Raw genomic sequence first — 20955 nt, 5'->3', positions numbered from 1 at the left:
ACTTGCTCGCGAATGCGGAGTGTCAGTCACCGAATCTGTCGACTGATACACCGCATTCGCGAGCAAGCCCGCTCCCACATTTTTGATCTCGGTATAGCTTGAGATCTTTACAGGATACGCACGCGCAACGAACGGCCTTTGATCTTGCCGTCATTCAAGCGCTGCAGCGCCTGTTTGGCGATCCCGCGTTCCACGGCCACAAAGGCCTGGAAATCAAAGATCGCGATCTTGCCGACCTGGGCCCCCGGAATCCCGGCTTCACCGGTCAGTGCGCCAAGGATATCGCCCGGGCGAACCTTGTCTTTACGGCCGGCGGCGATGCACAGGGTGCTCATCACCGGCAGCAACGGGCCGCCGCTCTGAGGCTTGAGGTTGTCCAGTTGGTCCCAGTTCAGCGGCGACTTCTGCAGTTGCTCGATGGCCTGGGCGCGATGGGCTTCGGACGGTGCGACGAGGCTGATAGCAATGCCCGTCTCACCGGCACGACCGGTACGGCCCACGCGGTGAATGTGGATTTCCGAGTCGCGGGCCAGTTCGACGTTGATCACCATGTCCAGTGCATCAATGTCCAAGCCACGGGCGGCTACGTCGGTGGCCACCAGTACCGATGTACTGCGGTTGGCGAACATCGCCAGCACCTGGTCACGGTCGCGCTGTTCCAGGTCGCCATGCAGGCCAACGGCGGAGATGCCCTTGGACGTCAGGTGATCCACGGTTTCCTGCACTTGCTGCTTGGTGAAGCAGAAGGCCACGCAAGAAGCCGGACGGAAATGCGCCAGGACCTTGGTCACCGCGTCCATGCGCTCTTCCGGGGAAATCTCGTAGAAGCGCTGCTCGATCTGATCGTCCGAGTGGAACGCTTCGGCCTTGACTTGCTGCGGCGCGCGCATGAATTTCGAGGCCAACTGCTTGATGCTCACCGGGTAGGTGGCCGAAAAAAGCAGGGTCTGGCGGCGGGCCGGGGTCTTGCTGATGATGTCTTCGATGGCGTCGTAGAAGCCCATGTCGAGCATGCGGTCGGCTTCATCGAGGATCAGTGTGTTCAAGCCGTCCAGGACCAGCGAACCCTTGCGCAGGTGCTGCTGGATGCGGCCCGGGGTACCGACGATGACGTGGGCGCCGTGCTCCAGGGAGGCGATCTGCGGGCCGAGGGACACGCCGCCGCACAGGGTCAGCACCTTGATGTTGTCTTCGGCGCGGGCCAGGCGACGAATTTCCTTGGCCACCTGGTCCGCCAGTTCGCGGGTCGGGCACATGACCAGTGCCTGGCAGCCGAAGTAGCGCGGGTTGATCGGGTTCAACAGGCCGATGCCAAAGGCTGCGGTCTTGCCGCTGCCGGTCTTGGCCTGGGCAATCAGGTCCAGCCCTTTGAGGATCACCGGCAAGCTTTGCGCCTGGATCTGCGTCATCTCGACATAACCCAGCGAGTCGAGGTTAGCCAGCATGGCGGCGGACAGGGGCAAAGTATTAAAAGCGGTGGCGATGGTAGTCACGGGACTGGCTCTGCAAAACAAAATGTCGCGCAGTGTACCAGCCCCGTGGGATTTTCCCTGCAAGTTCTAGACGAGAAGCCTGTTAATGCTCAATGTCGTGCTCACGGCTGACCACGCGTTTGCCGTCTTTTGGCGACAATTGCAGGAAGATCGCCGCCGCCAGCATCGCCATGATGCCCACGGTGACGAAGGTCAACTGGAACGCGCCGAGCACGGTGTCGACCCCGTCGTTGCCCACTTCGGCGGTAAAACCACCCAGCAGCGCACCGGCGCAGGCCACCCCCAGGCTCAGGGATAACTGCGCCACCACCGACAGCAAACTGTTACCGCTGCTGGCCTGGGCGTCGTCGAGGTCGATCAGGGTCACGGTGTTCATCGCGGTAAATTGCAGTGAGTTGATCGCCCCGAGGATCGCCAGCATGCCCAGCAGCAACGGGTAGGGCGTGTGTTCGCTGACCAGGCCCATGCTCGCCAGCATGATCCCCAGCGCCAGGGTGTTGCCGGTGAGCACCACGCGGTAGCCCAGGCGCTCGATCAGCGGCCGGGCGATGGACTTGGCAAACATCGCCGCCGCCGCCAGGGGCAGCATGCTCATCCCCGCTTCGGACGGCGAATAACCCAGCGCCACTTGCAACAGCAGCGGCACCAGGAACGGCAACGCGCCGCTGCCCAGGCGGGCGAACAGGTTGCCGAGGATGCCCACGGCAAAGGTCCGGGTCTTGAACAGCACCGGCGAGAACAGCGGGTTGTCGATATGCCCGGCCCGCAGCCAATACGCCGCCAGGCACGCGAGGCCGCCGAACAGCAGCAACATCACCCGCAGGTGCGGCAGGTGCAATTCGCCGAGGCCTTCCATGGCGATGGTGATCAGCACCATCGCCGCGCCGAACAGCAGGAAGCCCACGCCGTCGAAACGCGTGCGTTCGCTGCCGCGCAGGTCGGGGATGAATTTCCAGACGGCGTAGCAGCCGATGATGCCCACCGGCAGGTTGATCAGGAAGATCCAGTGCCAGGTCAGGTATTGCACCATCCAGCCGCCCATGGTCGGGCCGAGCAGCGGGCCCAGCAGCCCGGGAATGGTGATGAAACCCATGATGCGCACCAGCTCCGAACGTGGGTAGGCGCGCAGCACCACCAGCCTGCCCACCGGCAACATCAAGGCACCGCCCAGGCCCTGGATCACCCGGGCGCCCACCAGCATGGTCAGCGTGCTGGAGAGCGCGCAGAGCAACGAGCCAATGCTGAACAGCATGATCGCGCCGAAGAAAATCTTCTTGGTGCCGAAGCGGTCGGCGACCCAACCGGAGGCCGGGATCAGCAACGCCACGGTCAGCATGTAGGCGATCACCACGCCTTGCATGCGCAGCGGGTTCTCCGCCAGATCTCGGGCCATGGCCGGCAACGCAGTGTTGAGAATCGTCCCATCCAGCGATTGCATGAAAAAGGCAATCGCTACCACCCAGGGTAGCCAGCGGGCGGTCTTGGCATCGAGAGGGGCGCGATTCGGCATGAGTTACCTTTTTGTTAGCAGCCTATGTGTCGGCGATTATGCGCCATCGGCAGCTCCTTTTCCCACTGGCGCTTCGTCTATATCTGACAACGCCACGTGTTTGCCCACCAGGAAATCAATCAGCGCCCGGTGCACGGCCAGGGCCGCTTCGCGGGATTCCAGGTCGAGCAAATGGCCGGTGTGTTCGGCGGTGGCGAAGCTGCTGCGGCCTACGTATTTTTTGAACAGTTGGGCTTCGTCTGCCGGGGTGTACTCGTCCAGCACGCCGTTGAGGAAGTGCACCGGGGTTTCGATCCGGGTCAATTGCGGCAGGTAGTTGCCGTCACCCAGGGCCAGCACCTGATGGATATGGAAACGCGCCTGGCGATACTCGGTGGTGGCCATGGTCGACAGGTGCCGGTGGTTGTTGCGCTTGAGCCGGGGCGACAGGTATTTGCCCACGGTTTCATTCAGCAGATGGCCGACGGCGGATTTGTCATCGGCCTCGATCAACACTCGCACCCGTTCCACGTACTCGAGCATCGCCTGATTGAGGTTGGGCGCCAGCGCCATCACCACCGAGCTTTCAATCGACGGCGGGTTATGCGCGAGGGTCAGCAGCGTGGAAATCCCGCCCCAAGAGGCGGACACCAGGTGGTTGACCTGAAAGCGTTCCACCAATGCCCGCAGGATCTGCACTTCATCGTCCTTGGTCACAAGGTCCAGGTCGGTGTTGTGGGGGCGTGAATAGCCGGAGAACGGCAAGTCGAACATCAGCACATTGAAGTGCTCGGACAGGCACTTGCTGGTGCGTGCAAACGAGCGGGTGGTGGAGAGCGCGCCATTGACCAACAGCACGGTTTTCTTCTCTGGGTTGTTACCAAGCTGCTCTACGTGAACGTTGTAGTGCTTGAACAGCTTTTCAATGACAAAACTTCCATGGTTCATGTCAACGCTCCAGCTTGCCCTATCCCGGGCAAGGTCATGCATCACTTGAAATCAAGTGGGTTGAGGGCGGCGGGGTGTTGTTTGAGTTTTTTTACCGCGCGGACGTGGCTAGATGCCACTAACCTTTATAACGAGGTTTTTCGCGAGCGACAACTGGCCGGACGGCCAGGTGTCTGGAGTGGGGTTTTAAGGATGAAGCGAATCAAAATGTGGAATGCGATCAACTGTGGGAGCGGGCTTGCTCGCGAATGCGGTGCCTCAGTCACAGATGTAGTGGCTGACACGCCGCATTCGCGAGCAAGCCCGCTCCCACATGGGTTTTGCGTTGCTTATAAGGTCAGGGTCAGGCGTTTTACCAATGCCCCCGGCAATAGATTGGACGAGGTATTACGCTGGCTGTACGTACTCGCCGACAGCAGCAACTCCCGATCAGCGGTCAGCGCTTCCAGTTGCGAGCCCAGCAGGCTGTACACGCTGTCATCAAAACGCATGGTGCTGACCGGCGCCTTGATCTCACCGTCCTCGACCCAGAACGTGGCGAAGCGGGTCATTCCGGTCAGGCGCGCGGCGGGCTGGTCGGAGTAGTTCAGGTACCACAGGTTGCTGATGTACAAGCCGGTGCCCAATTGCTTGAGGATATCGGCCTGGGCCAGGTTGCCGGCGGCCATCTGCAACGCGCTGGGCGATTCATCGGCGCTGGCGCCGTTGGTGCTCAAGCCGTATTCGGCCGCGCTGCGGGAGTTGACCAGTTGGCCTTCAGCCTTGCCGGCATTGATCAGCTTCACGTCGCTGCGTGGATAGCCGTCGCGGGAAAACGCCGAGCTCAGGGAGCCGCTGACCTGTTCGTCCAGGGTCACCAGCGGGCTCAAGGTTTGATCACCGTTGTACAAGCGTTGCAACGGGCTGCCCTTGCTGGCGATGGACTGGGCGGAAAACCCGCCCCAGGTCAGCATGCTGATGATCTCTTCCATGGCCGCCGGGGCCAGGTAGGCGCGATATTGCCCCGGTGCCAGCGGGTGCAGCGGGCGGCCGAGGAATTCCAGTTGCTCGCGGGCCTGCTGGAAACGTTGGGCGAAGGCCGCGCTGTCCCAGTCGTTACCGGCGTAGCTGGCTTTCACCGCTTCGCCGTTGGCGTGGAACAGGCTGAAGTCGAAGTTGAAACTGTTGGCCTGGTGCCAGCCGAAGGCGCCTGATGAACTGGCGAAACCGCGGCTGATAGGGCCGGCGGCGTAGAAGCCGACCATGTCCACGCCCTCGGCGGCCACGCTGATTGCTTCCAGCACCTGGGCCAGGTCCGGCAGTGGTCGGTCCTGCTGGTCCTTGTTTTGCCAGGCGTTGTGGTTGAGCAGCAGGTACGGATCCTGCGGCAGCAACGGCAAGGTCTCGCGCAGTTGTTGCAGGCCGTTGGCCAGGCGCTGACGATCCAGTTCAGGCTCGCCCGCCAGGGTGATACCGAGGTCGGCGTGGCGCCCGTCGTTGATCAGCTTCAGGTTCAGGCTGGCCTGTTGCACCTGGCCGGCCTGGCGCACTTTGCCGTGGTTGAAACGCACAAACTCGGAGGACTCGTCGGCGTAGCCGAGGTGGAATTGTTCTGTCTCGGTGATGGCCTGCTTGAGCCAATCCACCAATGCCTTGAAGTTGTTCATCAGGCATCTCCCCCAAATACATCAATATTGCTGAACACACAGGCCGGCGATGCATGGCCGACGCGGATCACCTGGTTCGGTTCGCCCTTGCCACAGTTTGGCGTACCCAGGACCCTGGAGGTGCTGGCGTCGCCTACAGCGCTGAGGTTGCGCCAGAACTGTGCGGAGATCGCCCGGTAGTTGGGGTTCTTGACCACGCCTTTGAGTTCACCGTTTTCAATCAACTGGCCCCATTCGCAACCGAACTGGAATTTGTTGCGCGCGTCGTCAATCGACCACGAACGGTTGGTGGACATGAGGATGCCGTTCTCGATACCGCCAATCAGCTGCGCCATGCTTTTGTTGCCGGGCTCGATGTTGAGGTTGGCCATGCGGTCGATCGGCGCGCGATTCCAGCTGCAGGCACGACTGTTGGCCACGCCGTCCATGCCAGAACGGTATTGAGACAGCGCCCCGCCCAACGGTTTGAGCAGCAGACCCTCTCGGATCAGGAATTGCTTGCTGGCTTTGGTACCGTCGTCATCATGGCCATAGCTGGCAAGCTGCTCGGGAATGTCCGGGTCAAAGGTCACGTTCAACAGGTTGGAGCCATATTGCAAATGGCCGAAATCGCTGGCCTTGACGAAGCTGGTGCCGGCGTAATTGCGCTCGTCGCCGAGGATGCGGTCCAGTTCCAGCGGGTGGCCGATGGATTCGTGGATCTGCAGGATCATCTGGTCGGGCGTCAGCAGCAGGTCGCGTTTGCCGTTGGGCGTGTTTGGCGCCAACAGTAATTGCAGGGCGCTGTCTGCGACTTTTGGGGCCGCGCCCACCAGGCCGAAGCGGCTGATCACGTCAAAGCCGCCTTGCTGGCCGAAGTTGGTGCCGCCGAGGGTGCGGGTCTGGCTGTCTTTGCCGTCGTAGGCCGTGACGTTGACGCCCGGGAACACAAACCGCTGGGCCTGGCGCAGTTCGGCGCCGGCGCTGTTGAGGTAGATCTGTTCGACGTGGGTGGTGCCCAGGCTGACTTCCCAGTTCACCAGGCGCTCGTCCTTGGGCACGGCGGCCGATTCGGCGCCGAGCAGTTGGTAGCAGTCGCTCAGGGACGGGAAGGGCTGGTCGAGGTTCGGCGACAGGTAGTCGGCAATGTCGCTGGACACCGGCTGGTCGCGCAGGTCGAGCAGGGCGTGAGGCTTGATGAGCCGGGCTTGCTGTTCGGCGCGCTCAAGGGCGGCTTGCAGGCCGGGCAGGGAAATGTCGTGAGTGGCGGCGTAGGCTTCGACGCCGTTGAGGCGCACGGTGAGCATCGCGCCTTCGTCCTGGCTGAGGTGTGGCGGCTCGGCGACGTTCTTGCGTACCGACAGGTACTGGCCGGACTCCCGGACGTAGCGCAGGGAAAAGAATTCGGCGGTGGTGCGCAGGGCACTGAACTGCTTTTTGAGTGTGGCGTGGTGGTCGAACATGGGGCCTTCCTTGTGGGCGGCTCGGCGCGGGCAGGCAAACAGAGTAGGCCTGGGCTGGGAGCTGATCAAGGAAAGTGTAGGCGGGCGGGAGGTCTTGCGGTGTCAGATCGGGCCTCTTCGGGAGCAAGCCCCCTCCGACATTTGATCGGGTTCACACGGTCAAAAATGTGGGAGCGGGCTTGCTCGCGAAGGGAGCACCTCGGTCTATCAGTTACTGCGCTGTAGGACCTACTTCACGCATCGGCTTGCCACGCACCGGCGCATCGCCCGCTACGTAGTAATCCGCAGTGCTGCGCGGCAGTGGCTGGCGGCCACGGATCTTGTCGGCGATTTTCTCGGCGATCATGATCGTCGGCGCGTTCAGGTTACCGGTGGTGATGATCGGCATGATCGACGCGTCAACCACGCGCAGACCCTGCATGCCATGCACACGGCCTTCGGCGTCAACCACGGCCATCTCGTCGGTGCCCATCTTGCACGAGCAGGACGGGTGGAACGCAGTCTCGGCGTGCTCGCGGATAAATTTATCCAGTTGCTCGTCGGTCTGTACGTCAATGCCCGGGCTGATTTCGCGGCCACGGTATTGATCCAGTGCCGGCTGCTGCATGATTTCACGGGTCAGGCGGATGCCGTCGCGGAATTCCTGCCAGTCCTGCTCGGTAGACATGTAGTTGAAGAGGATGCTCGGGTATTCCCGCGGGTTCTTCGACTTCAGCTGCACGCGGCCACGGCTCGGCGAACGCATGGAGCCCATGTGTGCCTGGAAACCGTGCTCTTTCACACCGTTGCTGCCGTTGTAGTTAATCGCCACCGGCAGGAAGTGGTACTGGATGTTCGGCCAATCGAAGTCTTCACGGGTACGGATGAAACCGCCCGCTTCGAACTGGTTGCTGGCGCCGATGCCGGTGCCGTTGAACAGCCACTCGGCACCAATGGCCGGCTGGTTGTACCAGAGCAGCGACGGGTACAGCGAGACCGGTTGGGTGCAGGCGTATTGCAGGTACAGCTCAAGGTGATCCTGCAGGTTTTCGCCGACGCCTGGCAGGTCGTGGACCACCGGGATGTCGAGGCTTTCCAGCAGTTTCGCCGGGCCAACACCGGAGCGTTGCAGCAGTTGCGGCGAAGCGATTGCGCCGCTGCACACCAGGACTTCCTTGCGGGCACGGGCTTCAACGCGCTCTTCGGCAGCACCGATCAGGTAACGCACGCCGACGGCACGCTTGCCTTCGAACAGGACTTTGTCGGTCAGGGCGTGGGTGACGATGGTCAGCGTCGAGCGCTTCTTGGCCGTGTCCAAGTAACCGCGAGCGGTACTGGCGCGACGACCGTTTGGCGTCACGGTACGGTCCATCGGGCCGAAGCCTTCCTGCTGGTAGCCGTTCAAGTCTTCGGTGCGTGGGTAACCGGCCTGTACGCCTGCTTCAACCATCGCGTGGAACAGCGGGTTGTTGCCGGCTTTTGGCGTGGTCACGCTGACCGGGCCGTCGCCACCGTGGTAGTCGTTCGGGCCGATGTCGCGGGTTTCGGCTTTACGGAAATACGGCAGGCAGTCCAGGTAGGTCCAATCTTCCAGGCCCGGCAGTTTCGACCAGTTGTCGTAGTCCATCGCGTTGCCGCGGATGTAGCACATGCCGTTGATCAGCGAAGAACCACCGAGGCCTTTGCCGCGACCGCATTCCATCCGGCGACCGTCCATGTGTGGCTCTGGATCGGTTTCGTAGGCCCAGTTGTAGCGGCGGCCTTGCAGCGGGAACGCCAGGGCGGCTGGCATTTGGGTACGGAAATCGAGACGGTAATCCGGGCCGCCGGCTTCCAGCAGCAGGACGGTGACGCCTTCGTCTTCGGTCAGACGGGTCGCCAGGGTGTTACCGGCGGAGCCGGCACCCACAATGATGTAGTCGTATTCTTGGGACATTAAATGCACCCTCGTGAAAGTTGGTTCAGGCTGCTTTTGTGGCGAGGGAGCTTGCTCCCGTTCGACTGCGCAGCATTCGCAAAGTCAGCGCTCGAGTTCTGTCTGAAAGAACTGCGGTACCTGGCATGGGGCTGCTTCGCAGCCCGACGGGAGCAAGCTCCCTCGCCACATTGGCCATGCCAGGCTCAATCAGGTTTTAGAACACCGAGGCGTAGTCGCCCAGCTCAACCTGTACCGATTTGATGCGAGTGAAGTTGTTCAGCGAGCTGATCCCGTTTTCACGGCCAACGCCCGACTGCTTGTAGCCGCCCACCGGCATCTTCGCGTCGGACTCGCCCCAGGCGTTGATCCAGCAGATACCGGCTTCCAGCTGATGAATCACGCGGTGCGCGCGGTTCAGGTCTTTGGTCACCAGGCCAGCGGCCAGGCCGAAGTCGGTGTCGTTGGCGCGACGGATCACTTCTTCTTCGGTGTCGTAGGTGAGGATGCTCATCACCGGGCCGAAGATTTCTTCACGGACGATGGTCATTTCGTCGGTGCAGTCAGTGAACACGGTCGGGGCCACGTAGGCACCCTTGGCGAATTCGCCGTCGGTCAGGCGGTCGCCGCCGCACAGCAGGCGCGCGCCTTGCTCTTTACCTTTGGCGATGTAGCCGAGCACGCTTTCCATGTGGGCGAAGCTGACCAGCGGGCCGAAGTTGGTGTTTTCATCTTCCGGGTTGCCGATGCGGATGCGGGCAACGCGCTCGGCGATCTTGGCTTCGAACGCGCCTTTGAGGGCGGTCGGAACGAATACGCGAGTGCCGTTGGTGCAGACCTGGCCCGAGCTGTAGAAGTTGGCCATCATCGCGATGTCGGCGGCGCGGTCGAGGTCGGCGTCGTCGAAAATGATCAGCGGGGATTTGCCGCCCAGTTCCATGGTGACTTCTTTGAGCGAGGAGCTCGAAGCGCTGGCCATGACTTTCTTGCCGGTGTCGGTGCCGCCGGTGAAGGAGACTTTCTCGATGCGCGGGTGCTCGGTCAGCCAGGTGCCGACTTCACGGCCGCTGCCGGTCAGAACGTTGAACACACCGTCCGGAACGCCGGCTGCGGTGTAGATTTCAGCCAGTTTCAGGGTGGTCAGCGAGGTGACTTCGCTTGGCTTGAAGATCATCGCGTTACCGGCCGCCAGGGCAGGTGCGGATTTCCACAGGGCGATCTGGATTGGGTAGTTCCATGCGCCGATACCGGCCACGACGCCCAGCGGCTCGCGACGGGTGTAGACGAACGAGGTGTCACGCAGCGGGATCTGCTCGCCTTCGATGGCGGGCACCAGGCCTGCGTAGTATTCCAGCACGTCGGCGCCGGTGACGATGTCGACGTATTGGGTTTCGGAGTACGGTTTGCCGGTGTCCAGGGTTTCCAGGGCGGCCAGCTCATCGTTGCGCTCGCGCAGGATGTCGACGGCGCGACGCAGGATGCGCGAACGCTCCATGGCGGTCATGGCGGCCCAGATTTTCTGGCCTTTTTCGGCGCTGACTACCGCGCGCTCAACGTCTTCTTTGGTGGCGCGTTGCACATTGGCGAGAACTTCACCGTTAGCCGGGTTGATGGCTTCGAAAGTGGCATCGCTGCCAGCGTCGGAGTAGCCGCCGTCAATGTAGAGTTTTTGCAGTTCGAAACGGGCCATAAAGTCCTCGCAAGTGCATAAGTGGTTGGCGCGGTTCGGGAGTTGAGCGGTTATGTGTGCTCTAACTCACCTGCTTGGCCAATTGGAAATCCATGTATTCGTAAGCGATCCGTTGCGCCTGCTCCGTGTCGAAAGCGTCTCCCGACAGGGCGCCGCGCAACCACAAACCGTCGATCAGGGCCGCCAGGCCTCGGGCTGCGCTGCGTGCGTCGGACAACGGCAACGCTCGGCGGAACTGGCAACACAGGTTGGAATACAGACGGTGATCGTTGATCCGCTGCAGCCTGTGCAATGACGGGTGGTGCATGCTGGTGGCCCAGAAGGCCAGCCAGGTTTTCATCGCCGGGCCGTTGACTTGGCTGGCGTCGAAGTTGCCTTCGATGATCACCTGAAGATGAGCCCGCGGGCTGTCATCTTTCAGCGCCAACCGGCGCTCGGTGACGTTCTCGATCAGCACGTTCATCAGGTACCGCATCGTGGCGGCGATCAGGCCATTCTTGTCCTGAAAATAGTGACTGATGATGCCATTCGAGACACCGGCCAGACGGGCGATCAGCGCAATGCTGGCATCCCCCATTCCGACCTGATCGACCGCAGTCAATGTGGCTTCGATCAACTGCTGGCGGCGTATGGGTTGCATACCGACCTTGGGCATCGTGAACCTCTCCTTAGGCCTGCCAACGGGCGATAAACGTCCGTCGGCTTGTGGGCCAGTCTATTTTGTTTTGATTGAACGTTCAATCAACAAAGAATAAGATCTGCGACAAATGGTCGCTGCCTACAGGTATTTCCTACGTGCAAGTGGCACCACCTGACATCGGGAAACCCCATGAAACAGCCCGGCACAGCGGTTCGCCGGGGTTCGTGGTTTTTCGGGGTGTCTTTATACACCCGTCCGTCGACTGCCGAAAAATCGATGGCTCGGGTCATGCGTTGCCTTGTGTTTCTCTGCACTGCCCGGAGCATCTGTGCCATGAGTTCTGCCTCTCTTATAAAGACCCCGCCGGAAAAGGTGCGGGTCAACGGTTGGGTGTTCTACACCTCCACCGCGCTGATTCTGTTGTTGACCGCGATTCTGATCATCGCCCCGCAGGAAGCCGGCAGGATGCTCGGTGTGGCCCAAGCCTGGTTGTCGAAAAGCTTTGGCTGGTACTACATGGTTGTGATCGCCGCCTACCTGGTGTTTGTGGTGGGCCTGGCGTTTTCGTCCTACGGCAAATTGAAACTGGGCAGCAAGGACGACACCCCGGACTTCAGCTACGGCGCCTGGGCCGGCATGCTCTTTTCGTCGGGTATCGGTATCTCGCTGCTGTACTTCGGCGCGTCCGAGCCGCTGGACCACTACTTCAACCCGCCTGAAGGCGCGTCGGCCACTGGCGGCGCTGCGCGTCAGGCGTTGCAGTTGACGTTCCTGCACTGGGGCCTGCACGGTTGGGCGATCTACGCACTGGTCGGCCTGGCCGTGGCGTACTTTGCCTACCGTCATAACCAGCCGCTGGCCTTGCGCTCGGCGCTGTACCCGCTGGTGGGCGAGCGTTGGGTCAAAGGCGCGGCCGGTCACGCGGTGGACGGCTTCGGCATGTTCGTAACGCTGCTGGGCCTGGTGACGAACCTGGGGATTGGTTCGATGCAAGTGTCCTCCGGGTTGGAAAACCTGTTCGGCATGGAACACAGCAACACCAACCTGCTGATCGTGATCATCGTGATGAGCACCGTGGCGACCATCGCTGCCGTGTCGGGTGTGGAAAACGGCATTCGCCGTCTGTCCAACCTGAACATCGTGCTGTTCAGCGGCCTGCTGATTTTCGTGTTGCTGTTTGGCCCGACCCTGCACTTGCTCAACGGCCTGGTGCAAAACACCGGCGACTACCTGAACGGTATCGTGCTGAAAACCTTCGACCTGTACGTGTATGAAGGCGACGCCGGCAAGACCGAACGCTGGATGGGCCTGTGGACCCTGTTCTACTGGGCCTGGTGGATTTCCTGGGCGCCATTCGTGGGCATGTTCATCGCACGTATTTCCCGTGGTCGTACGGTGCGTGAACTGGTGGCCGGTGTGCTGCTGATCCCGCTGGGCTTCACCCTGGCGTGGTTGTCGATCTTCGGTAACTCGGCCCTGGACCTGGTGTTGAACCATGGTGCGGTGGAGTTGGGCAAGACTGCACTGGAACAGCCGTCCATGGCGATCTACCAGCTGCTTGAGCATTACCCGGCGTCGAAAATCGTCATCGGTGTGTCGATCTTTGTGGGCTTCGTACTGTTCCTGACCCCGGCGGATTCCGGCGCGGTGATGATGGCGAACCTGTCCTGCAAGGGCGGCAACGTTGACGAAGATGCGCCGCACTGGCTGCGGATTTTCTGGTCGGTCGTCATCACGCTGGTGACCATCGGCCTGCTGTTCGCCGGTAACTTCGAAGCCATGCAAACCATGGTGGTGCTGGCCGGCCTGCCGTTCTCGGTGGTGCTGATCCTGTTCATGTTCGGCCTGCACAAGGCAATGCGCCAGGACGTGGCGATCGAGCTGGAGCAGGCGCAATTGGCTGAACGTGGTCGGCGTGGTTTCAGCGAGCGTTTGACTGCCCTGGACCTGCAACCGAGCCAGGGTACCGTGCAGCGCTTTATGGACAAGCACGTCACGCCGGCGCTGGAAGAAGCGGCGACTGCGTTGCGTGATCAGGGGCTGGAAGTGCAGACCCTGCTGGGTAAATCCAAGCGCTGCATTGGTGTGCGCATCGAGATGGAAGAGGGTAATCCGTTTGTCTACGAGGTGAGCCTGGATGCTTATTCGTCGGCACCGAGCGACTTGCCCGAGGAAGAGCGCACGCGTTACTACCGCGCCGAGGTTTACCTGCACAACGGGCCTCAAGAGTACGACCTGATGGGCTTCACCCAGGAACAGATCACCCGGGACGTGCTCGATCAGTTTGAAAGCCATCGGCAGCTCCTTGGCCGTGTCTATAGCTAAGAGTGGGTGGTGATGATCGTTCCCGCGCTCCGCGTGGGAACGCATCCTGTGACGCTCCGCGTCACGATTTCAAGAGCGGACGCAGAGCGTCCATGGCGGCATTCCCACGCAGAGCGTGGGAACGATCAAATACTGACACCACCTGAGCAAAATGTGGGAGCGGGCTTGCTCGCGAATGCGCAGTGTCAGTCAGTACATCTGACACTGATACACCGCATTCGCGAGCAAGCCCGCTCCCACATTTATTTTGCGGTGTCTGTTAGCCCAGGTTCTTGCCTAGCAGCGCGTGATAGAGCTCGCTGTCACCCAGAATCCCTACCACCTTGTTGTCGTCCTGCAGCACCAGCTTGTTGCCTGTCTGGTACCGAATCTGCAACGCATCGCGCATTCCGATATTGGAATCCACCAGCGTCGGCATCCGCCCCAAACCTTCCACGGCTTGCCCCGGTGCCCAGTTCTGCAAGTTCAGCACCGCGCCGTTCTGCCGCGCACCCTTGATGGTGTTGCCTTCCGCCAGGTCCAGCCACGAGTCACCGCCCGGGTCCAGGCTGATGGAGCCGTTGACGTGGGTGCAGTTGTCCACCGTGCGCATCAGGCTGCGGCCACACAGTACATTCAGCGGGTTGGTGTGGGCCACGAAGGTCCGCACATAGTCATCCGCCGGGTTCAGCACGATCTCTTCCGGCACGCTGTACTGGATGATCCGGCCGTCTTTCATGATGGCGATGCGGCTGCCGAGTTTCAGCGCCTCATCCAAGTCGTGGCTCACAAATACGATGGTCTTGCTCAGCTTGCGTTGCAGCTCCAGCAACTCATCTTGCAAACCCTGGCGGATCAGCGGGTCGAGTGCGGAGAAGGGTTCGTCCATCAGCAGGATATCGGCGTCCATCGCCAACGCGCGGGCGAGGCCGACACGTTGCTGCATGCCGCCGGAAAGCTCGTCGGGCTTCTTGTTGCGCCACTGCGACAGGCCCACCAGTTCCAGCTTGTCGTCCACCAGCTTGCGCCGCTCTTTCTCCGGGCGGCCCTGCATCTCCAGGCCGAAGCTGATGTTTTCGCGCACCGTCAGCCAAGGCATCAGGGCGAATTTCTGGAAGACCATGGCGATGCGCTGGGTGCGCATCATTTTCAGCTCGGCGGGGGTGCAGGACGCGATGTCGATCTGCCGACCTTCATGCTCCACAAACAGCTTGCCGCGGCTGACGGTGTTCAAGCCATTGATGCAGCGCAGCAAGCTCGACTTGCCCGAGCCGGACAGGCCCATCAGCACGCAGATCTCGCCTTTCTCGACATCCAGGCTGGCGTTTTCAACGCCGACAATCTGCCCGGTCTTTTTCAGGATCTCGTTGCGCGTCATGCCCTGGTCCAGCAGCTTGAGCGCCTCGCGTGGGTCTTTGGAGAAGATCACGTCGACATTTTCGAATCGGATAATGCTCATGCATCACCCCCTACTTTGGCGTCGGGTTGTTTGCAGATGCGGTCGAGCATGATGGCCAGCAGTACGATCGCCAGGCCCGCTTCAAAGCCCAGGGCGATGTCGGCGGTGTTCAGTGCGTTGACCACCGGCTTGCCGAGGCCGTCGGCGCCCACCAGGGCTGCGATAACCACCATCGACAACGACAGCATGATGCATTGGGTAATGCCGGCGGCGATGCTCGGCATGGCGTGGGGCAGTTCAATCCGCGAGAGCAACTGACGGCGCGAGCAGCCAAAGGCCTTGCCGGCGTCCATCAATTCTTGCGGCACATCACGGATACCCAGGTAAGTCAGACGGATAGGCGCGGCAATCGCAAACACCACCGTGGAAATCAGCCCGGGCACCACACCCAGCCCGAAGAGGGTCAGGGTAGGGATGAGGTAGACGAAGGTCGGTACGGTCTGCATCAGATCGAGCACCGGCCGCATCAGGGTGTAGAACATCGGTTTGTGCGCGGCAACGATGCCCAGCGGCACGCCGATCACCACGCAGACCAGGGTGGCGAACAGCACCTGCGCCAGGGTCTCCATGGTTTCCTGCCAGTACCCAAGATTCAGGATCAGCAGGAAGGAGGCGATGACAAACACCGTCAGGCCCCATTTGCGTTGAATGAAGTGAGCGAGCAGCGCAATCAGACCGATCAATGCCAGTGGATTGAACCAGGTCAGCGCGAACGTCACGCCGTGGATCATCGTTTCCAGAGTCGATGCGATTGCGTCGAAGTAGGCGGCCCCGTGTTGGGTCAACCATTCAACGAAGGCAGCGATGTACTGGCCTAGCGGGATTTTATGTTCAGTCAGCATGGTAGTGAATGTCCACATGCGAAGAGGAAAAACATCCCGGGCCAGCGTACCGGCCCGGGGTCAGCGGTTACTTGGCGAGGTAAGCTTTGACGGCCTCCAATCCTGGTTTGCCATCGACCGTGGTGACACCGGCGAGCCAGGTGTCGAGCACTTGCGGGTTCTTCTTCAGCCACGCCTTGGCGGCGGCGTCAGGCTTCATTTTGTCGTCCAGGACGTTACCCATCAGGGTGCTTTCCATGTTCAGGGTGAACGACAGGTTTTTCAGCAACTGGCCCACGTTGCTGCATTCCTGGGTGTAGCCCTTGCGGACGTTGGTGTAGATGGTGGCCTGGCCGTAGTTGGGGCCGAATGAATCATCACCCCCGGTCAGGTACTTCATCTTGAAGCGGGTGTTCATCGGGTGCGGTTCCCAGCCGAGGAACACGATGGCCTGGTCGCGTTTGGTGGCGCGTTCCACCTGAGAGAGCATTCCGGCTTCGCTGGATTCCACCACTTTGAAACCTGCGGTTTTCAGGCCGAAAGCGTCTTTGTCGATAAGGGTCTGGATGGTGCGGTTGCCGTCGTTGCCCGGCTCGATGCCGTAGATCTTGCCGCCCAGCTCGTCCTTGAATTTGACGATGTCGGCGAAGTCTTTCAGGCCCTTGTTGTACAGCGCTTCCGGTACGGCCAGGGTGTACTTGGCGTTTTCCAGGTTGGCGCGCACGGTTTCCACGGTGCCCGCATCACGGTACTGCTTGATGTCGTTTTCCATGGTCGGCATCCAGTTGCCGAGGAAGATGTCCATGTTCTTGCCATCGGCCAGGGACTTGTAGGTCACTGGTACGGAAATCATCGTGGTGCGGGGTTTGTAGCCGAGGCCCTTGAGAACTTCGCTGGTGGTGGCGGTGGTGACGGTGATGTCGGTCCAGCCGACATCGGAGAAGTTGACGGTCTGGCATTGCGCCGGTTCTGCAGCGTGAGCCAGGACTGGCAGACTCAGCATGGCGGCCAACAACAACGACGGTGAACCTTTCATGGGGGTGGACTCCTGGTGTTTTTCTGGCGGCAATAACACCGCGCTTATAGGTGTTGCGGTTGGGCGTGCGGCACAGCTCTGCCACGCAACTGTGCAAACGAGTCGAGACTGATCATGTACCAGTGAAAATCTGACGCCTACAGGGGGCGTCGTATCCAGTACAGGGATGGTCGTATCCAGTGTCGGTGACGTCGCTTACAGATTTTTTCAACGGCAAAACTGCACTTTTTACCGATCTGAACCGCAAAAAACGGCCAAAACGTCGCCTTCCACAACAGCGGCGCTGATGAGCATGGGTACGTCGGTGTGAGACGCCGTGAGCGCCAACAAAAGCTTGATGATGGCCGCATCTGGGCGGATTGCGACATGAGCGTAGCAGCTCCGTCACCAGGCGTTATGTGCGCCTGGCCTGTGCTCATCGAGGAGTTTCACGTCAATGGCTATCAGCGTTTTCGACCTGTTCAAGATCGGCATTGGGCCTTCGAGTTCTCACACCGTCGGCCCCATGCGCGCCGCGGCGTTGTTCGTTCAAGGATTACGTGAACGTGATGTGTTGGAACAAGTCAGGCGCGTCGAAGTTCAGCTGTTTGGCTCCTTATCGGCCACCGGCATCGGCCACGGCAGCGATAACGCCGTGATCATGGGCCTGATGGGCGAGTGGCCCGACGCGATCGATCCGTCGCAGATCGGCATCCGCATCGAAACCCTGCGCGAGACCCACACACTGCTGCTGGACGGACATTTGCCGGTGCCTTTCTTATGGGCACGGGACATGCGCCTGATCGACGAAAACCTGCCGTTCCACCCCAATGCCATGACCCTGGTGGTGTTCGGTGACAACGGCGAGCTGCACCGCGACACCTACTACTCGGTGGGCGGCGGGTTTGTGGTGGATGAAGCCCAGGCCACCAGCGGCGTGGCGGACATGGACCGCACCGAATTGCCCTATGATTTTTCCAGTGCGGTGGAGTTGCTGCAGCTGTGCAAGACCCACAACCTGCGGGTCGCTGAATTGATGTTGGCGAATGAAAAAACCTGGCGCTCGGAAGACGAGATCCGCAGCGGCCTGATGAAGCTGTGGCGCGCCATGCAGGATTGCGTGGAGCAAGGCCTCAAGCACGAAGGCATTCTTCCCGGCGGCCTCAATGTAAGGCGGCGTGCAGCCAAGTTGCACCGCAGCTTGCAGGAGCTGGGCAAACCGAATGTGATTGGTTCGACCTTGAGCGCGATGGAATGGGTCAACCTGTTCGCCCTGGCGGTGAATGAAGAAAACGCCGCCGGCGGGCGCATGGTCACGGCACCGACCAACGGTGCGGCGGGGATCATCCCGGCGGTGCTGCACTACTTCATGAAGTTCAGCGAAGAGGTGACCGAGGCCAACGTGGTCGACTATTTCCTCGGCGCGGCGGCGGTGGGCATCCTGTGTAAAAAGAACGCGTCGATTTCGGGTGCCGAAGTCGGTTGCCAGGGTGAAGTCGGTTCGGCGTGCGCCATGGCGGCGGCGGGGCTGGCGGAAATCCTCGGTGCTACACCGGAGCAATTGTGCAACGCGGCGGAGATCGGCCTGGAACACAACCTCGGCCTGACCTGCGACCCGGTAGGCGGCCTGGTGCAGGTGCCGTGCATCGAGCGTAATGCGATTGCAGCGGTGAAGGCGATCAACGCGGCGCAGATGGCGCTGCGGGGTGATGGCCAGCACTTCATCTCCCTGGACCGGGTGATCCGCACCATGCGGGATACCGGGGCGGATATGCATGACAAGTACAAGGAAACATCGCGGGGTGGGTTGGCGGTGAGTGCGGTGGAGTGTTGATCCAGCTTTCTGTGGCGAGGGAGCTTGCTCCCGCTGGGCTGCGCAGCAGCCCCTAATTCTTGGGAGCGCTGCGCACTCCAGCGGGAGCAAGCTCCCTCGCCACAGAAGAGCAACACTGCTCATAAAGTGAACACCGACACCCACAAGCGCCACCTTTTAGCGCGTCGTAATTAGATAAGTAGCTCCCGAACGATTTCCCGCCATGACCCTCTGTCACCCGTGCGTGTGGTGACAGACTTTTCCTACGTCAATTCTCTCCCTTCCCACAAGTGCTACCGAACTGCTCACACACATTGAGCCTACGTCCTTTGACGCCTTTTTCGGGTCATATTTCCCCTGCACGCTCGGGCTTATATAGACGCGTCAGGAGGTCGTTTTCAGGAGTTATTGAATACGTATTCAATTTTAGGCATGGCATTTGCTCTATCAATACAAAGCCTCTCGCCATAGGAGTTTCCTTAAGGCGATGAGCGCAATAACAAGAGCCTCGCCTGAGGCCATCACCCGCTTTGTGTGAGGAGATACCGCGATGACGTCGTTCAACTCAGGGGCTCAAACCCAGAACCGTGCGCCTCAATCCATCGGCTTTTTGCTGCTGGACAATTTCACGCTGATTTCCCTGGCCTCCGCAGTCGAACCCCTGCGTATGGCCAACCAACTCTCCGGCCGCGAGCTGTATCGCTGGACGACCTTGAGTGTGGACGGAAACCAGGTGTGGGCCAGCGACGGTCTGCAAATAACCCCCGATGCCTCCATGCACAAAGCCCCGGCCCTGGACACTGTGATCGTCTGCGGCGGCGTGGGTATCCAGCGCACCGTGACCCGTGAACACGTGTCGTGGCTGCAAAGCCAGGCGCGCCAGTCCCGTCGCCTTGGCGCCGTGTGCACCGGCAGCTGGGCCCTGGCCTGCGCCGGCCTGCTGGACGGTTTTGATTGCAGCGTGCACTGGGAATGCCTGGCGTCGATGCAGGAAGCTTTCCCTCGCGTGGCCATGAGCACACGCCTGTTCACCCTCGACCGCAACCGCTTCACCAGCTCCGGCGGCACCGCGCCGCTGGACATGATGCTGCACCTGATCAGCCGCGACCACGGCCGTGAATTGTCGGCGGCGATCTCCGAGATGTTTGTGTACGAGCGCATCCGCAACGAACAGGATCACCAGCGTGTGCCGCTCAAGCACATGCTCGGCACCAACCAGCCGAAACTGCAGGAAATCGTCGCGCTGATGGAAGCCAACCTGGAAGAGCCGATCGACCTCGATGAACTGGCGGTGTACGTCGCGGTTTCCCGGCGTCAGCTGGAGCGGCTGTTCCAGAAATACCTGCACTGTTCGCCGTCGCGCTACTACCTCAAGCTGCGCCTGATCCGTGCGCGGCAGTTGCTCAAGCAAACGCCGATGTCGATCATCGAAGTGGCGTCGGTGTGCGGTTTTGTTTCCACGCCGCACTTCTCCAAGTGCTACCGCGAATACTTCGGCATTCCGCCGCGGGATGAGCGTGTGGGTTCCAACACCACGCAGCAGGTGGCGATGATGCCGATTCCGCAGGCGCTGGTGTTGTCACCGTTGTCCGGGCCGTTGTCGGCGTTGAGCCAGGCCAGGAATGAGTCGACTTTCGCCAGTGTAAGGCTCTAACACCACCAGAGCTTTTGTGGCGAGGGAGCTTGCTCCCGCTGGAGTGCGAAGCGCTCCCAAGATTTTGGGGCCGCTTCGCAGCCCAGCGGGAGCAAGCTCCCTCGCCACAAGGTATGTGTTCAGGCGCCAGAGTTCTGCCGAAACTGCACCAAAGCCGGCAACAACTGCTTATCGATCGCCTGCCTCACCGCCGGCAAGATCGTCGCGCTGCCGGTGTACATCTGCTCAACCATGTTCTTCAGCGCCTTGGCCCGCGCTTCACTCAAACCGCGCACCGCACACTCACACGCCTGCTCGGCGGTAGCGCCGCTGGACACTTCGAAACCCAACGACCGCAGTTGGCCCAGCAGGTCATCCTGGTCAATCAAATCCGCGTGCATCATGACGTTTATCCTCGTTAGGGGAGCGGGGGATTGAGGTCGATTCTGGTAGGCCATCACCGAGTCGGCAAGGCCTGAATTCGCGAATGTCCGGCACACCTATGAACAGGTCGTTTTCGGCTAACTCGCAAGAGAGGGGAGTGTGCACACTGGAATCCAGCCAGCAGCTTGAAGGTTTGGTCACCCTCGGGATGCGCAGCTCACACAAAGCACTCTGCCCCGATCCTGTCACGGCTTGATCGGGGCTTTTTTTTGGCTGAATTTGTA

The 20955-nt window shown here is 60.8% G+C and carries 15 protein-coding genes; 3 read left to right on the top strand and 12 right to left on the bottom strand.

What is annotated here, in order from left to right; all coding sequences use genetic code 11:
- Positions 1-107: 107 nt before the first annotated feature.
- From dbpA to betI, 8 genes are all read right to left on the bottom strand, one after another.
- Entirely contained in the window at positions 108-1445 is a 1338-nt protein-coding gene (dbpA, locus tag NVB75_RS17685) for an ATP-dependent RNA helicase DbpA (protein ID WP_231988901.1), read from the bottom strand.
- Positions 1446-1575: 130 nt separating this feature from the next.
- Entirely contained in the window at positions 1576-3003 is a 1428-nt protein-coding gene (gene mdtD, locus NVB75_RS17680) for a multidrug transporter subunit MdtD (RefSeq protein ID WP_177035277.1), read from the bottom strand.
- Between the two features lie 36 nt (positions 3004-3039).
- Complete coding sequence (locus NVB75_RS17675; RefSeq protein WP_178911866.1) at positions 3040-3930, bottom strand: alpha/beta fold hydrolase; 891 nt, start codon at positions 3928-3930, stop codon at positions 3040-3042.
- A 329-nt stretch (positions 3931-4259) separates the two neighbouring features.
- Positions 4260-5576: a TldD/PmbA family protein gene (locus NVB75_RS17670; protein ID WP_258342566.1), complete on the bottom strand. Its 1317-nt coding sequence runs from the start codon at positions 5574-5576 to the stop codon at positions 4260-4262.
- Entirely contained in the window at positions 5576-7018 is a 1443-nt protein-coding gene (locus NVB75_RS17665) for a TldD/PmbA family protein (protein WP_258342565.1), read from the bottom strand. Before NVB75_RS17665 ends, NVB75_RS17670 begins: the two co-directional genes overlap by 1 nt.
- 211 nt (positions 7019-7229) lie before the next feature.
- A complete protein-coding gene (gene betA, locus NVB75_RS17660; RefSeq protein ID WP_017476450.1) occupies positions 7230-8933 on the bottom strand; it encodes a choline dehydrogenase in 1704 nt (567 codons plus the stop codon).
- A 196-nt stretch (positions 8934-9129) separates the two neighbouring features.
- Positions 9130-10602 carry a betaine-aldehyde dehydrogenase gene (gene betB, locus NVB75_RS17655; RefSeq protein WP_076017806.1) on the bottom strand — a complete coding sequence of 491 codons (1473 nt, stop codon included), beginning with the start codon at positions 10600-10602 and terminating at the stop codon, positions 9130-9132.
- A 61-nt stretch (positions 10603-10663) separates the two neighbouring features.
- Positions 10664-11257 carry a transcriptional regulator BetI gene (gene betI / locus NVB75_RS17650; protein ID WP_177043168.1) on the bottom strand — a complete coding sequence of 198 codons (594 nt, stop codon included), beginning with the start codon at positions 11255-11257 and terminating at the stop codon, positions 10664-10666.
- Positions 11258-11632: 375 nt separating this feature from the next.
- Between betI and NVB75_RS17645 the strand changes: the two genes are divergently transcribed.
- Entirely contained in the window at positions 11633-13567 is a 1935-nt protein-coding gene (locus NVB75_RS17645; RefSeq protein WP_258348665.1) for a BCCT family transporter, read from the top strand.
- A 259-nt stretch (positions 13568-13826) separates the two neighbouring features.
- On the opposite strand, the gene choV is transcribed toward NVB75_RS17645, so the two are convergent.
- The 3 genes from choV to NVB75_RS17630 all read right to left on the bottom strand — a co-directional run bounded on the left by choV (position 13827) and on the right by NVB75_RS17630 (position 16862).
- Complete coding sequence (gene choV, locus NVB75_RS17640) at positions 13827-15005, bottom strand: choline ABC transporter ATP-binding protein (RefSeq protein WP_258342561.1); 1179 nt, start codon at positions 15003-15005, stop codon at positions 13827-13829.
- Positions 15002-15847 carry a choline ABC transporter permease subunit gene (gene choW / locus NVB75_RS17635; RefSeq protein ID WP_003216909.1) on the bottom strand — a complete coding sequence of 282 codons (846 nt, stop codon included), beginning with the start codon at positions 15845-15847 and terminating at the stop codon, positions 15002-15004. Before choW ends, choV begins: the two co-directional genes overlap by 4 nt.
- Positions 15848-15914: 67 nt before the next feature.
- Positions 15915-16862 (bottom strand): choline ABC transporter substrate-binding protein, encoded by a 948-nt coding sequence (locus NVB75_RS17630; RefSeq protein ID WP_017476446.1) that lies wholly within the window; start codon positions 16860-16862, stop codon positions 15915-15917.
- Between the two features lie 436 nt (positions 16863-17298).
- Here NVB75_RS17630 and NVB75_RS17625 point away from each other — a divergent pair, with 436 nt between their 5' ends.
- Positions 17299-18675, top strand: coding sequence for an L-serine ammonia-lyase (locus NVB75_RS17625; RefSeq protein ID WP_258342560.1), 1377 nt, complete (start codon positions 17299-17301; stop codon positions 18673-18675).
- 529 nt (positions 18676-19204) lie between these two features.
- Positions 19205-20308, top strand: coding sequence for a GlxA family transcriptional regulator (locus tag NVB75_RS17620; RefSeq protein WP_258342559.1), 1104 nt, complete (start codon positions 19205-19207; stop codon positions 20306-20308).
- Positions 20309-20427: 119 nt separating this feature from the next.
- On the opposite strand, the gene NVB75_RS17615 is transcribed toward NVB75_RS17620, so the two are convergent.
- Positions 20428-20691 carry a hypothetical protein gene (locus NVB75_RS17615; RefSeq protein ID WP_017476443.1) on the bottom strand — a complete coding sequence of 88 codons (264 nt, stop codon included), beginning with the start codon at positions 20689-20691 and terminating at the stop codon, positions 20428-20430.
- Positions 20692-20955: the final 264 nt, after the last annotated feature.

Source organism: Pseudomonas sp. CBS (assembly GCF_024734645.1).
In the GTDB taxonomy this organism is placed as follows: Bacteria; Pseudomonadota; Gammaproteobacteria; order Pseudomonadales; family Pseudomonadaceae; genus Aquipseudomonas.
This window is presented reverse-complemented; position numbering and strand designations above follow the sequence as displayed.

Bases quoted from the DNA above. Each gene is read 5' to 3' on its own strand.
- betI (WP_177043168.1), bottom strand. From the start codon at position 11,257: ATGCCCAAGGTCGGTATGCAACCCATACGCCGCCAGCAGTTGATCGAA.
- choW (WP_003216909.1), bottom strand. From the start codon at position 15,847: ATGCTGACTGAACATAAAATCCCGCTAGGCCAGTACATCGCTGCCTTC.
- mdtD (WP_177035277.1), bottom strand. From the start codon at position 3,003: ATGCCGAATCGCGCCCCTCTCGATGCCAAGACCGCCCGCTGGCTACCC.
- NVB75_RS17630 (WP_017476446.1), bottom strand. From the start codon at position 16,862: ATGAAAGGTTCACCGTCGTTGTTGTTGGCCGCCATGCTGAGTCTGCCA.
- choV (WP_258342561.1), bottom strand. From the start codon at position 15,005: ATGAGCATTATCCGATTCGAAAATGTCGACGTGATCTTCTCCAAAGAC.
- NVB75_RS17670 (WP_258342566.1), bottom strand. From the start codon at position 5,576: ATGAACAACTTCAAGGCATTGGTGGATTGGCTCAAGCAGGCCATCACC.
- NVB75_RS17615 (WP_017476443.1), bottom strand. From the start codon at position 20,691: ATGATGCACGCGGATTTGATTGACCAGGATGACCTGCTGGGCCAACTG.
- NVB75_RS17665 (WP_258342565.1), bottom strand. From the start codon at position 7,018: ATGTTCGACCACCACGCCACACTCAAAAAGCAGTTCAGTGCCCTGCGC.
- betA (WP_017476450.1), bottom strand. From the start codon at position 8,933: ATGTCCCAAGAATACGACTACATCATTGTGGGTGCCGGCTCCGCCGGT.
- NVB75_RS17675 (WP_178911866.1), bottom strand. From the start codon at position 3,930: ATGAACCATGGAAGTTTTGTCATTGAAAAGCTGTTCAAGCACTACAAC.
- NVB75_RS17625 (WP_258342560.1), top strand. From the start codon at position 17,299: ATGGCTATCAGCGTTTTCGACCTGTTCAAGATCGGCATTGGGCCTTCG.
- NVB75_RS17620 (WP_258342559.1), top strand. From the start codon at position 19,205: ATGACGTCGTTCAACTCAGGGGCTCAAACCCAGAACCGTGCGCCTCAA.
- betB (WP_076017806.1), bottom strand. From the start codon at position 10,602: ATGGCCCGTTTCGAACTGCAAAAACTCTACATTGACGGCGGCTACTCC.
- dbpA (WP_231988901.1), bottom strand. From the start codon at position 1,445: ATGCTGGCTAACCTCGACTCGCTGGGTTATGTCGAGATGACGCAGATC.